We start from the raw sequence: 12,742 nt of genomic DNA, 5'->3' as shown, positions 1-12,742 counted from the left end.
GAAAAAGAGTCCATAATCTTACTTGTGGCAATCCTCGCCATTATGTCCGCCGGATCTTAATTTTCCTCGGGAAACTGGCCCCATTTCTTTCCGATTCTACTCGTCGTACGCGGTTCTTTTTCGATCCTGGTTTTATACAGAAAGGGAAAACCTTCGGAAATTATATGATCAAAGTATCTGGTTTAAACAAACAATTCAACGGCAATGTCTTATTTGATGACTTACAATTCAGCGTGAATCGCGGGGAACGCGTGGGCCTTGTCGGGCGTAATGGACATGGAAAATCCACTATGGTCCAAATCATTTTAGGAAAAACGGAACCTGACTCGGGAAACATCACCATCCCCAAGGGATACCGCATCGGACATTTGGAACAACATTTGGTTTTTACCAAACCTACGGTTTTGGAAGAATGCGCTCTTGGCCTCCCCGAAGGAGACGAATATGAAACTTGGAAAGTAGAGCGAATTTTGTTCGGACTTGGATTTTCAGAAAAAGACATGGAACGAAGCCCTGATGAATTTTCTGGCGGATACCAAATCCGAATGAACTTAGCCAAACTCCTTGTGTCGGCACCTGACATGCTCATTTTAGATGAACCAAACAACTATCTGGATATTGTCACCATACGTTGGTTAGAGGAATTTTTGCGTGAGTGGGAAGGGGAAATCATTCTTATCACTCACGATAGAAGTTTTATGGACAGTGTGGTAACTCATACAGTGGCGATCCACAGAACCAAAGCCATCAAGGTGCAAGGGGATACTGAAAAGTTATACACACAGATCAACCAAGCAGAAGAGATCTATGAAAAAACCAGACTGAACGAAGCCAAAAAACGTAAACAAGAAGAAATCTTTATCGCCAAGTTCAAAGCAAAAGCAAGTTTTGCAAGCCGCGCCCAATCTCGAGTCAAAAGATTAGAGAAACAAGGGGAAATGAAAGCTCTCGACAATATTGAAGATATGGAACTTTATTTTAACAGTGCTCCTTTCTCTGCAAGTCAGATGTTAAGTGTGGATGAAGTTTCTTTTTCTTATAATGGCAAAGCACCTTATCTATTTGAAAACTTTTCTATCAGTGTAGGGCCACAAGACCGAATTTGTATCATCGGAAAAAACGGAAAAGGTAAGTCCACATTACTCAAGTTAATTGCTGGTGAGCTAAGTCCTGTTACGGGAGAGGTCAAAAAACATCAGATTTTGAAAGAAGGATACTTTGGCCAAACCAACAAACTGAACATGAACGAAAGTAATACAGTCGTTCAGGAAATTATGAGTGCTGATCAAAACTGTTCGGAAGGGAAAGCTCGTAACATTGCAGGGGGACTCATGTTCTCTGAAGACCTTGCTCTAAAAAAGATTAAGGTTCTCTCTGGGGGAGAAAAGAGTCGGGTGCTCCTTGGAAAGATTTTGGTGGCCCCTTGCCACTTGTTGTATTTAGATGAGCCCACAAACCACTTGGACATGCAGTCCTGTGACTCACTCATTGAAGCCATCGATAACTTTGATGGATCTGTCATTATGGTCACACACAACGAAATGCACTTGCGCGCTGTAGCCACAAAACTGATAGTATTCGATGATGACCGAGTTTTTGTTTATGACGGGGGTTATGATGACTTCCTCACAGACATTGGCTGGAAGGACGAAACCGTTTGAAATCTATCCTCACTTTAAAACATGTTTCCAAGTCGTATGACAACGGATTCCAAGCATTAAAGGATGTAAATTGGGAAGTAAAAGAGGGTGAAATCCATGCCCTTCTTGGTCCCAATGGTGCAGGAAAAACTACCCTAATTAATTTGATCTGTGGGATCGTGTCACCAAGCGCTGGTGAGGTGAAAGTAAGTGGTTTTGATATCATTAAAGAATTCAAAAAAACCAGATCCTTCATTGGCCTTGTTCCGCAAGAACTCAGTGTCCATGCCTTTGAAACTGTTTGGGCCAGTGTATCATTTACGAGAGGGCTTTATGGAAAACCAGACAACCCAAAGTACATTGAAGAAGTTTTAAAATCACTTTCTCTTTGGGACAAAAAAGACCAAAGGATTATGACTTTGTCTGGGGGGATGAAGCGACGAGTTTTAATCGCCAAAGCATTGTCACACGAACCAAGTATATTATTTTTAGATGAACCAAGTGCTGGTGTGGACGTGGAATTACGAAAGGATATGTGGAAGATTGTAGAATCTCTTAGAAAAAATGGTGTTACCATTATTCTCACCACTCACTACATCGAAGAAGCGGAATCCATTGCCGATAGAATCTCTGTAATCAGAAAAGGTGAAATTTTCCTTACAGAAAACAAAGATAGGTTGATGAAACAACTCGGAACCAAACAACTCCGCATTGAACTAAAAAAACCACTAAAACTCATTCCTAAGTCACTCTCAAAATATGAATTGGAGCTTGTGGATCACAATTCCGCCCTTGTATTTGCTTATGACCGTTCGGATGACAGTAGTTTAATTACCAAACTTCTGGATGATTTGAAAAAACTCAAAATCCAATTCAGTGATTTGAGTACAAAACAAAGTTCTCTTGAAGAAATCTTTGTTCAGTTGTTACAGGAGGCTATATGAATTTTTATGCAATTAAGTCCATTTATAGGTTTGAAATGGCAAGAACCTTTCGAACACTTCTACAAAGTATTGCCTCACCTGTCCTTTCTACTTCTTTGTATTTTATTGTATTTGGATCTGCCATTGGTTCTCGGATTCAGGAAATTGATGGAATCCATTATGGAAGTTTTATTGTTCCCGGTCTTGTTATGTTGTCCCTACTAACGGAGAGTATTTCCAATGCTTCTTTTGGAATCTACTTTCCTAAGTTTAATGGAACCATTTACGAAATCCTTTCTGCCCCAGTAACAATGTGGGAAGTGGTGATTGGGTATGTAGGTGCTGCTGCCACCAAGTCCTTGTTATTGGGAATCCTGATGCTTATTACTGCATCCTTTTTTGTTCCGATTCGCATCGACCATCCGATCCTAATGGCTTTTTTCTTGGTTTTAACATGCATTAGTTTTAGTTTGTTTGGATTTATGATTGGAATTTGGGCGGATAGTTTTGAAAAACTACAAATGATTCCTATGCTTGTGATTACACCGCTGGTATTTTTGGGGGGAAGTTTTTATTCCATTCAAATGTTACCGCCCTTCTGGCAAAAATTGAGTATGTTTAACCCGGTATTGTATTTGGTCAGCGGGTTTCGTTATAGTTTTTTTGAAAGGGCCGATGTGGCATTATCAGTGAGTATCTCAATGATCCTTGTGTTTTTGACTTTTTGTTTGACGGTAACTTGGATTATCTTTCGTACAGGATATAAAATCAAAAACTAAGGATGTAACTTACTGACTTTGGTTTTAATATATTTTTAAAAGTTCGACTTCAAAGATAAGAGTGGAGTCGGCAGGAATGTTCCCCACTTTTTTGCTACCATATCCGAGTTCCGGTGGAATGATGAGTTTTCGTTTTCCACCCACTCGCATCCCTTTGATACCTTTGTCCCAGCCCTTCACCACTTCTCCCGCACCCAAGTTGAATTCAAAAGGACGGTTTCTGTCGCGCGAACTATCAAACTTGGTACCGTTGGGAAGTTTGCCTACATAGTGAACCGTTACATAAGAACCGGAAAAGGCTTCTTCCCCTTTTCCTACAACGAGATCTATAATTTGGAAGTCCTTTTCTGCTGATTGGATGGGGAATACCAAAACAAGAAGGAAAAATAAGACGGTTCGGATAATGATCTTCATACTTTAGTGAAAGGATTCGAGATTTGGATTTCTTTGCCAATGAAAAAAACTATTCCAAAGACTGTCCCATTTTAGAATAACCAAATGTTTCATGAGTTTATTTTCTATTGTCGGGAGCTTGAATCCTTCCTATTCAGAAACCAAATCCAAGAATTTAAAGAAGGCGATCACGATAGTTTTTTTGCCGAAGAAATGCTTCGTTATATCCAAGCCGAATCCTTAAAAATTCCAGATTCAGAAAAACAAAAATACCCAAACCTACCTTGGGATAAAATTGATAGCCTTTGGCAAAAGGATTTGGCTCGGGCTTATGACTACATCGACTTGAAGATGTTATACTACATTTGTGCTTACGAAATTCCCAAAATTACAAAAACAATCAAACTAGAAATTCGCTAACAATTAAGCGGCAGACTTTCCATTGTTTTTGATAATTTCGATATTTTCTTCGAATCGAACTTTTTCTGCGTAGGTTCGTTTTCCGGAAAACTCGACACCAACGAGTAAATCTCCAGATTCTTCTTTTTTTGCCCAAGCAATTTTCCCAAAAAAGCGGAAGGGAGTCTGAAGTTTAAAAACTAATTCAAGCAATATTCCTTTTTGTTTTGGTAACGTTTCCACCAAACTACTATTCCCAACTCTAAGTTTTAATCCCGTTGCTGAAAGATCCAATACTGGAAATTTTTCTACAGTTGTCATAAGGTTAGCATCTTTGATCCTTTCGATCATTTCTGCAATTTGTAGTTGGTAGAATGTTAAATCTTCTGAGGTAATAAAATTATCTTTAGTTTGTAACCAGTAGTATCCAATAGGAATGATTTCTTCTAATTCATTTTTATAGAGGATCGGAAGAATGAGTTCTGATTTTATTTTTTTGTCTCTTGCTGCCATAGCAAGTTTATCAACATGTTCTTCGATTTCTTCTTCGTAGTTGATAAACCCTTCTTCAATAGAACGATAACTATCTGCGCTGCTTGCATCCTTGATGAAGAGGATCCTTTGAGTGGATTTTACCACATCGAACTTTCGTTCCATACCGGATTTGAAAATATCCATGGTACCCGCTTCGCCGGACCTTGCCATCATTCGTTTGCGGTAGTCTTCAAAGTTGACTCGCACAAGGGTAGGAATGTTGAACATATTGGCTTCAATAATGGTTTTGGAACTTACTATGTTGGTCACGTTGACAAGCCCATCTTCTGAAATTGTAAACCGAGGGTTTAATCTTTCTTTTTTTGCGATGAGAACTTTATCCACATGGAGTTGGATTTTGTTAGGTGCAATTTGTTTTATAAAAGAACAATGTAGTTCTAAATAGCGAGCCAAAAGTTTAGAAAGAATGAAGGTGGAACCAGGTCCAATCGGCCAAACTTCGGACCAATCGACCACAATCTCTTCTCCACCAGGTAACTCCTGTGTTACGGTCATGGTTTGGATTTGTCCATTCCAATTGGCTTTCATTTCCTGATTCATTAAATAGTGTAATATCACATGGTGTTTCTGTTCTTTCCCTGTGATTTGATCCATTGGTCGCATAGCTAAATTCCGAGTTCTATTTTTGGATTACGGAAATAAATTTCCGGTCCTAATGGAAAGTAAAGATGATACTCGTCTCTTTGGCAAGAAAAAGGAAAAATTAAAGTAATAGTAAGTGTTTTTTTTCTGTTAATTCATAACAGAAGTGAATCCATGAAAAATGATTTTGTAGGTGTGAATACTCGGGAAGGTACTGATATAAAAACGATTCACATCGTTTCTCACGTTCAAGATATTTTTTTTCCATCACGATAGTTAGATCGTTTAAAGTTTTTTCGTATCTGTCTGAATCCATATAACCTTCTTGTAAGGCCTTTTTTAGAAACATTCGTTTTTCATTCCATTCTAATGGGGAAAGTACTGAGATTGCCTCTATCTCCAAACAAAACTCTTTCAACTCCCGTTCGAACTTGGGAACTTCCTTTCTAATATTTTCACATTTGTAGAAGAGAGTGCGTAGGTGGCTTATTGCATAATTATCAATTTCAGAAATATGTCCCTCCCAAAGTGCATGATAAATCTTAGGAAAGGAGAAGGTAAACATCGGACCTTTGTAGGGACAAAGTAGATCCAATTGGTAAGCACCTCTTGCATTCAATTGTAAGGAACCTTTGACAAGGATCCCATTCACATCTGTCTCCAATGTTTTGATACCGAGCATACTATTATTCAATTGCCTTTGTAGTGAAATTTATTGTATGATCGTGAAGTTTTTTCCAAAAATTAAAAATCTCGCAAGTAAAGTGAGATTTGTTTTGGTGATTCCCCTAAAGATAGAAATCCTAAGAATTCTACGAATTGTTTTTTGCAACTGAAACCGGACTGAAAGACTCTGACATTATTGTGCAGTCGCCTATTGTTAGTGAATCTCCGAACCAACCGAAACTCCCGAAAGCCAAAGGTACCAAAAGAGCCCTTCTTGTAGAAGGAGGGGGAATGAAAGGCGCATTTTCCGGTGGTGTTTTGTATGCTTGGAATCGTTTTTTAAGACCGAATTACTTTGATTTGGTGGTCGGTGTGTCTTCCGGTGCTTGTGCAGCTGCATATTATGTATCAATGCCTAAAGAAGAGCCAGTCAAAAGTGAAAAGGCACTTGCTGTTTGGTATAGGGATTTGTCGGGAAGAAAACTAATATCTTTTTTGCATCCATTCCAAGGCAAAACTCTTTTAAACCAAGAATACTTAGTCGATTTTATATTTCGAAAGAAAGTTCGACTGGAATCGGAAACTTTGGATCGGAAAAATGTCCCACATTTTGTCGTCGCAGTAAGTAATTTACATACCCATTCTATCGAGTATATTAAGGCCACTTCTTCTAATGTTTTTGATCTTTTGAAAGCTGCGACTTCGCTTCCTATTGCTACTCGCGGCAAACATTGGTTAAATGGAAAGTTGTATTCGGATGCTGCTATTTTAAATCCACTTCCTATTCAAGATATAATAGAAGCTGGTTATAAAGAAATAGTTGTGATTATGAATTCACCTATCAGGCATATTTCGGGTCCATTAACACGCCTTACAAGTCTTCTTGCTTTCCCAAAACATAGGACCATTCGTAAACTTATGCGAAAACTTCATCACTTCCACTTTAATGCTGGGAGAGAAATTGCAGTCAAACCACCAAGAGGAGTGAAGATCATCACCGTGGCTCCTGATGGACCACTCCCTGTCAAACTCACCACAACCATTCGCACAAAACTTTACAAAACAGTTCTTCTTGGCGCCAAAAAAGGGGAAGAAGCTATGCAGAAGATTTTGAAGCGAAAGATTAAAAAACAAAAATAATCATTATTTTTTTTCGTTTAGTTCGCTGATAAAGAATGCACCATAAGGTTTGTTGAATGCATTTATAAAATCACCGCCAATGTACCATTTTCCATTTTTATAATAGCTCACATTTCCTACATCACTTGGATTAGGAGACCAATCCATAACTGTATTGTTTTTTGTATCAAATGCACCCATATATTGACTTGCGGTGTTACCATTGAGGCTATTAAAGGAACCAGTAACTATCAGCTTAGCCTCGGGTGAGGCTGTAATTGAGGAAACCATTGCATCCGCATAAATACTGTTTGGTGTGATGTAAGTTTGTGTTTGGGTATCGAATGCTGCAATGTAGTTGAAGGTTCCTAAACTTCCAATCGAGGTAAATATTCCCCCCAAATAAATTTTACCATCTAGATAGGTCTGTGTATTGACTCCGTTACTTGGATAGTTTGTATTGGATGGAATGGAGCGCATAACACCTGACGTCGTGTCTACAGCACGGTAATTGAGTACGGTGCCATCACCATTAAGACTATTAAAAATTCCGCCAACAAAAATAAGATCATTAACAACAAGTAAAGTGCTAGCACTTCCACCTACACCTAAGTCCGGATTCCAGGCAGTGAGGCCAAAAGATTTAGAATCAATAGCAGCAAGAGCATTCCGAGATTGGCCTCCTACAGAAGTCATTCCAAAACCGCTAAAGAAAATTTGGTTTTCGTTACTTGTAATGGTTCTGATATCGGTCCCTGCTGGAGAAACACCAATGTTGGTAGGATTAAGATGGTAGGAAGGTAAATCTAAAATGGCAAATGAAACCCTAGGGATACCGTTGATATTCTCAAAGGAGCCTCCAACAAAAAGATGGTTATCTTTGATATGAAGAACTTTGATCGAATAATCGAAGTTTGGTGTGTTTTCCACAGGGTAACCTGTTTCTTCATCAAATACAGCAAAATTGTTCCTAGGTTTAATATTGACTGCGGTATGGTTACTTGCTATAAGAATTGTAGATCCTGATGCAACAATATCACCTGCAGGATGGTAAATAGATGAATTTAGGCTGGGGTCCCACTGATTTAAGTTTTGGCTTGGTAAGTCGAAACTAGCAGCATAGTTCCTTTTTTGCCCTTTTGTTTCTGTAAAATCTCCAAGGACATAAATTTTGTTTCCGATTACATTTAAGTTCCTAACAAAACTGTTGAGAGCAAAGGAATTTTCTTTGATGGCACCTAATTGATTGTCTACGCCAACAAGATAATTAGAAGGTGTGACTCCGATCGTAGTGAATTCACCTCCCAAGTACACTGTGTTTTCATATTGATTGACTTTGAACACTTCCAGGTTTGGGTTTGGGGCCCAGGAAGTTTGTGTTCCATTTAAATAGAAGGACATGGCTCTACCAGCAAAAGGTCCTACTATATAGAGGACTTGGGTTCCGGTATGATCGGTTCCTAGATGTAAATCATTTACTTGCCCACCGGCTGGTGCTTGTCCTGTGAAAGAAGAATCAATGGCACCTGTTGTTGGAGATAATTTAACAAGTCCATATCGTGGGTTTCCACCGATGTCTTGAAAATGTCCTCCAACGTATAATGTTGAGCCATCAGATACGATATCAAAGATAGAATTATCGTATGACGGACTGAGAAATCCAGGGTTGAGAAGGCCTGTAAATCGATTGATTGAAGCAATGTTAATTTGTGATCCAGATCCCCAGCCAGAGAACATACCTCCTACGTATAAATTATCACCTAATAAAGATAAGGCTGCAATGTTTCTTGTTGGATCTTCGACTGGTATGAAATTTGGGTCCAATTGGCATCCTGGTAAAATATGGGCTACCTGGCTTCGTTTGATTCCTTGGACATGTGTAAAATCGCCTCCGATATAAAGCCCACCTGATCCGTCTGAGATGGCAACGTTCGTAAGGCCTTTCACCTTTAAATGGGGACAAAAACGATTGGGTACAACGGCTCCAGAAATGGAATCCACAAAGGAAGCACTTCCCGTAGGGACACCTGTCATCGTAAATTCTCCTCCAATAATCATTTGTCCTTGGTGAGTTGTGATGGCATTGACCCTGGCAACAGGACCATACACTCCCCATTGGTCAAAGAAGGAAAAGGAGGGAAGGCAGGAAGGAGAGTGATCTCCTGTTACATACCGAATGATGGTTCCTAAAAGAAAAGATTTAGACTTAACATCACATGCGTTGTCTAGGTTTGTCGGTTTGCAAAAAGAAGTGGAAAGAGTGAGAAAAATAATCATCCCAAAAAAAGAATACAATCGAGCCATAGAAACAAAGTCTGATTCTTAGAATTTGTGTCTAGCTTTTGAAATGGAAATTTTTAGGTCATTCTACTAAGAAATTTATTTCTGCAATCATTCGTTTAAACTTGATCGAACGAGTCCACCATTACTTCTTCTCAGTGCGTTCGAGAATGCCCCTCCCAAATAGTATTTTCCATTTTTATACATGGAAGTATAAACAACATCATTGAACCCACTATTCCATGGTGATACAGTATTGGTGTTACTATTGAAGACTCCAAATGAATAGTTTTCAATGGCTCCATTCAGTCCAGTGAAGGATCCTCCAATAAGGACATTTCCATCTGGGTAAGCTGCGATGTGGTTTACAATACCGTCACCATATACTGGGTTAGGTTGTTCATAAGATTGGTTCGTTAGGTTATAAATTGCAATATTGTTAAAAGTTCCGATGCTGCCAATGGTTGTAAATTGTCCACCGAGAAAGATTCTTGAGCCTGCAACCGCTTGCGCATAGACACCGCTACTTGGAAAATTAGTTGTGGAAGGAATATTTCGTTTGGTTCCTGTGAGTTTGTCCACAGCTTGGTAATTTGTAGTTACAACATCCCCGTTAATTCCGGAATACAAACCGCCGAGAAACACCAAATCATTGACAACGAGAAAACTCTCCCCGCTGCCGGTGAGATTGGGATTCCATCCACTAACAGAAAGGTCGTTTAAACTTAAAGCAAAAGCACCATTTCTTGTATTTCCATTTACGTTCGTTACACTATCGCCACCAACATAAAGCTGTGATTCATCACTGGTGATGGTTCGAATGTCTGGAGTACCTGATAAGATGGTATTCATCGGACTCACTTGATAGGATGGCAAATCCAAAATGGCAAACCTATTTCTTGACACACCTGCCACGTTTGTAAACGACCCACCTACAAACAATCGATTCCCCACACGGTGCAGGGCTTTGATCGCAAAATCAAAGTAAGGTGTTCCTTCGATTGGTGCCCCTGTCACTTCATCCAATACTGCAAAATTACTTCTCGGGAGAACATTCACCGTAGAACGCATGGAAGTGACAAGGACCACTCCATTTCCAGCGGGGACAAAGTCAGAGCCTGGATTAGAGATGGAGCCATCATAATTGGGATTAAAAGCATTTACTGACTCACTGGGTAAGCTGAGTGCAGCCATATAATTTCTACCAACGGATTTGACCGAAGTAAAACTTCCACTTAAGTATAGAGTATCCCCGAATACTGCGAGGGAAGCAACATTGCCATTCAAATTATAATTTGCAGTAATAATACCACCTGTGCCATTGTTAACCGAAGCTAAACCAGTCGCGACACTAGCTCCAACTAAACTAAACTGGCCCCCTAAATAAATTGTATTATTATACTGTTGGATCGAATTGACTTGAGCATTTGGACCTGGATTCCATGTTGTCAACGTTCCATTGGGAAAAATGGAAAACGCAAAGTTGTAAGTCGCAGAAAAATCCCCACCTACAAAGAAGTTCGGACTTCCATTGGCATCCGTTCCATAATACAAATCAAGACAAGTACCTGAAGAAATAATTGGACTGAAAGAGGAAAACAGGGAACCTGAGTGGAAAGATAACTTGGCGATACCTTGCTGTGAACCTCCACCGATACTCGTAAAGTCACCACAGACAAAGAGTGCTTGGCCATCCGTTTCTAAATCAAATACACCCGAAGCAGTTGGGTCTACGTTTGCATTGAAAGAGTTATCAATGGCACCAGTATAACGATTGAGTCGAACTAAGAATTTTTGGTTTGAATCACTCCAGGTTGGAAACAATCCTCCCACATAGAGGAAGTCACCCATAAGTAATAAGGCTCTAACTTCTCTGCTTGTATCTTTTGGAACATTAAAGTTGCGATCCAATTGGCAACCGGGTAGGATATGGGCAAGGCCGTATCTTTCTTCCCCTTGGACCCAAAAAAAAGAACCGCCAATATAGAACCCACCACTCCCATCGGAAATGGCGGTCTGTGTACCTCCCACAACTTTCAAATAAGGACAATAACGATTGGGTAGTACCTTCCCCGTGGCTGTTTCTAAATGAACGACATTCCCAGTGGAAGGGCCTACGAATTGGAAATTACCACCAATGATGATTTGGTCGTTATAACTAGTCATCGCGTTGACACTCGTAATGATTGACGGTGGTGTTGGCATAAACACTCCCCAAAGATTTTGAAAGTCGAAGGATGGATAACAAGAAGGCGACCGATCTTCTGTGACAAAACGGATTAGAGTTCCGTAAAAAAAATCTTTTGATTTTATATCACATGGGTTCGAAAGTTTCGCGGGTTTACACCCGAACACCAAGCCCATAAACATTGAGTAGACGATGATGATTTTTCGCATACTGACCATAATGCGATATTCTAATAAGAATTTTAGAATTTGTCTACTCGTTTGAAATAAATTTCTCTAAACTTGGGTCTGTCTAATGAGAAATGTTTTGGATTTCCCTAATGTTAGTCGGAACTGGAGTTCTTTTGCTTTGGTTTTGGAGAAAAAGTATAAAAACTAAAAGCACTGTACCTCTTGTACGCGAAGAAAAGGCCCTTGCCGCTGAAAAAAATACAACTGTTATAGAATCTCCAGTAAAGGAATTTTCGATACTCTTTGGGCCGGGTTCCTCTCTGTTGGAATCCCAATCGATGATTCGCATACGCGAGTGTTTGAGCCCTTTCATTCTATCCCAAATAGGATACATAACTTTAATTGGTTCCGCAGATGCCTCGGGAAATTTGGCTACCAATCGACGATTGGTAAAAGAAAGGATTCAAGCTGTGGAAAGCTATTTGATTTCTTTAGGAATTCCCAAAGGTAAAATAGAAAAAGTTTTGTTGAACCCTAGTTTTGGTCGAAGTTTCGAACAACGAAGATTGTTACGCTCTGTGCAAATTCAGTATAAATTAGAAACATTGAAGTGACGGTAAAAATTCGATTCATTCTGATGTATAAAGTAGTATGATTCGAACCGAGATCCAAATTCGATTTAATGACATGGACCCCATGCGAAGAGTCAATAACGCTAGTTATTCGTCCTATTTAGAATTAGCAAGATTAGATTTTTGCAATCGTTATCTATCAGTTACCGAACTTGAATACATTCCTTTTGTCCTTGCACGTGTGGAAATGGATTTAAAAGCATCAGTTCTTCCTGGTGCTTCTATCTTTGTAGATACATGGGTTTCGTCCATTGGCACTACCTCTTGGGAATTTTCGTATGAGATTCGCGATAAAAAAACAAATACTCTTTATGTGTTGGCAAAAACTGTGCAAGTTTACTTTGATTACCGAGCCAAATCCAAAAAACCCATCCCACCAGATTTTTTAAAATCTTTAGAACAAGAACGTTTGTAGT

General features: G+C 39.4%; 12 protein-coding genes. 7 read left to right on the top strand and 5 right to left on the bottom strand.

Annotated elements, in window-relative coordinates:
- Positions 1-164 precede the first annotated feature (164 nt).
- Genes LEP1GSC195_RS00990 through LEP1GSC195_RS00980 form a run of 3 tightly spaced genes read left to right on the top strand, consistent with a single transcriptional unit; the run spans position 165 to position 3,342 of the window.
- Positions 165-1,661 (top strand): ABC-F family ATP-binding cassette domain-containing protein, encoded by a 1,497-nt coding sequence (locus LEP1GSC195_RS00990; RefSeq protein WP_015679672.1) that lies wholly within the window; start codon positions 165-167, stop codon positions 1,659-1,661.
- The gene (locus tag LEP1GSC195_RS00985) at positions 1,658-2,584 is read left to right on the top strand and encodes an ABC transporter ATP-binding protein (RefSeq protein ID WP_015679590.1); all 927 of its coding nucleotides are present in this window, start codon (positions 1,658-1,660) and stop codon (positions 2,582-2,584) included. Before LEP1GSC195_RS00990 ends, LEP1GSC195_RS00985 begins: the two co-directional genes overlap by 4 nt.
- Positions 2,581-3,342, top strand: coding sequence for an ABC transporter permease (locus LEP1GSC195_RS00980; RefSeq protein WP_015679539.1), 762 nt, complete (start codon positions 2,581-2,583; stop codon positions 3,340-3,342). The genes LEP1GSC195_RS00985 and LEP1GSC195_RS00980 overlap by 4 nt, the downstream gene beginning before the upstream one ends.
- A 24-nt stretch (positions 3,343-3,366) precedes the next feature.
- Here LEP1GSC195_RS00980 and LEP1GSC195_RS00975 read toward each other — a convergent pair whose 3' ends face one another.
- Positions 3,367-3,756, bottom strand: coding sequence for an FKBP-type peptidyl-prolyl cis-trans isomerase (locus LEP1GSC195_RS00975; protein ID WP_002978302.1), 390 nt, complete (start codon positions 3,754-3,756; stop codon positions 3,367-3,369).
- Positions 3,757-3,840: 84 nt separating this feature from the next.
- On the opposite strand from LEP1GSC195_RS00975, the gene LEP1GSC195_RS00970 reads away from it, so the two are divergent.
- Positions 3,841-4,155: a HepT-like ribonuclease domain-containing protein gene (locus tag LEP1GSC195_RS00970; RefSeq protein WP_015679549.1), complete on the top strand. Its 315-nt coding sequence runs from the start codon at positions 3,841-3,843 to the stop codon at positions 4,153-4,155.
- A gap of 3 nt (positions 4,156-4,158) precedes the next feature.
- Here LEP1GSC195_RS00970 and LEP1GSC195_RS00965 read toward each other — a convergent pair whose 3' ends face one another.
- Complete coding sequence (locus LEP1GSC195_RS00965; protein ID WP_015679738.1) at positions 4,159-5,292, bottom strand: DUF1577 domain-containing protein; 1,134 nt, start codon at positions 5,290-5,292, stop codon at positions 4,159-4,161.
- 100 nt (positions 5,293-5,392) lie between these two features.
- Positions 5,393-5,953: a hypothetical protein gene (locus LEP1GSC195_RS00960; protein WP_015679598.1), complete on the bottom strand. Its 561-nt coding sequence runs from the start codon at positions 5,951-5,953 to the stop codon at positions 5,393-5,395.
- Between the two features lie 194 nt (positions 5,954-6,147).
- Between LEP1GSC195_RS00960 and LEP1GSC195_RS00955 the strand changes: the two genes are divergently transcribed.
- Positions 6,148-7,077 carry a patatin-like phospholipase family protein gene (locus LEP1GSC195_RS00955; RefSeq protein WP_040506186.1) on the top strand — a complete coding sequence of 310 codons (930 nt, stop codon included), beginning with the start codon at positions 6,148-6,150 and terminating at the stop codon, positions 7,075-7,077.
- Between the two features lie 3 nt (positions 7,078-7,080).
- Here the strand turns inward: LEP1GSC195_RS00955 and LEP1GSC195_RS00950 are convergent, their stop codons facing one another.
- On the bottom strand, positions 7,081-9,360 hold the full coding sequence (locus LEP1GSC195_RS00950) for a Kelch repeat-containing protein (RefSeq protein WP_015679700.1): 2,280 nt from the start codon (positions 9,358-9,360) through the stop codon (positions 7,081-7,083).
- 87 nt (positions 9,361-9,447) lie between these two features.
- Entirely contained in the window at positions 9,448-11,541 is a 2,094-nt protein-coding gene (locus LEP1GSC195_RS00945) for a hypothetical protein (RefSeq protein WP_232227598.1), read from the bottom strand.
- Positions 11,542-11,825: 284 nt separating this feature from the next.
- Between LEP1GSC195_RS00945 and LEP1GSC195_RS00940 the strand changes: the two genes are divergently transcribed.
- Both LEP1GSC195_RS00940 and LEP1GSC195_RS00935 read left to right on the top strand, forming a co-directional pair.
- Positions 11,826-12,308 (top strand): OmpA family protein, encoded by a 483-nt coding sequence (locus LEP1GSC195_RS00940; RefSeq protein WP_040506158.1) that lies wholly within the window; start codon positions 11,826-11,828, stop codon positions 12,306-12,308.
- A gap of 37 nt (positions 12,309-12,345) precedes the next feature.
- Positions 12,346-12,741 carry an acyl-CoA thioesterase gene (locus LEP1GSC195_RS00935; protein WP_015679601.1) on the top strand — a complete coding sequence of 132 codons (396 nt, stop codon included), beginning with the start codon at positions 12,346-12,348 and terminating at the stop codon, positions 12,739-12,741.
- Position 12,742: the final 1 nt, after the last annotated feature.

It is taken from the genome of Leptospira wolbachii serovar Codice str. CDC (assembly GCF_000332515.2).
GTDB classification, from domain to species: domain Bacteria; phylum Spirochaetota; class Leptospiria; order Leptospirales; family Leptospiraceae; genus Leptospira_A; species Leptospira_A wolbachii.
This window is presented reverse-complemented; position numbering and strand designations above follow the sequence as displayed.

Bases quoted from the DNA above. Each gene is read 5' to 3' on its own strand.
- LEP1GSC195_RS00950 (WP_015679700.1), bottom strand. From the start codon at position 9,360: ATGGCTCGATTGTATTCTTTTTTTGGGATGATTATTTTTCTCACTCTT.
- LEP1GSC195_RS00935 (WP_015679601.1), top strand. From the start codon at position 12,346: ATGATTCGAACCGAGATCCAAATTCGATTTAATGACATGGACCCCATG.
- LEP1GSC195_RS00975 (WP_002978302.1), bottom strand. From the start codon at position 3,756: ATGAAGATCATTATCCGAACCGTCTTATTTTTCCTTCTTGTTTTGGTA.
- LEP1GSC195_RS00970 (WP_015679549.1), top strand. From the start codon at position 3,841: ATGTTTCATGAGTTTATTTTCTATTGTCGGGAGCTTGAATCCTTCCTA.
- LEP1GSC195_RS00940 (WP_040506158.1), top strand. From the start codon at position 11,826: ATGTTTTGGATTTCCCTAATGTTAGTCGGAACTGGAGTTCTTTTGCTT.
- LEP1GSC195_RS00945 (WP_232227598.1), bottom strand. From the start codon at position 11,541: ATGCCAACACCACCGTCAATCATTACGAGTGTCAACGCGATGACTAGT.
- LEP1GSC195_RS00965 (WP_015679738.1), bottom strand. From the start codon at position 5,292: ATGCGACCAATGGATCAAATCACAGGGAAAGAACAGAAACACCATGTG.
- LEP1GSC195_RS00980 (WP_015679539.1), top strand. From the start codon at position 2,581: ATGAATTTTTATGCAATTAAGTCCATTTATAGGTTTGAAATGGCAAGA.
- LEP1GSC195_RS00960 (WP_015679598.1), bottom strand. From the start codon at position 5,953: ATGCTCGGTATCAAAACATTGGAGACAGATGTGAATGGGATCCTTGTC.
- LEP1GSC195_RS00990 (WP_015679672.1), top strand. From the start codon at position 165: ATGATCAAAGTATCTGGTTTAAACAAACAATTCAACGGCAATGTCTTA.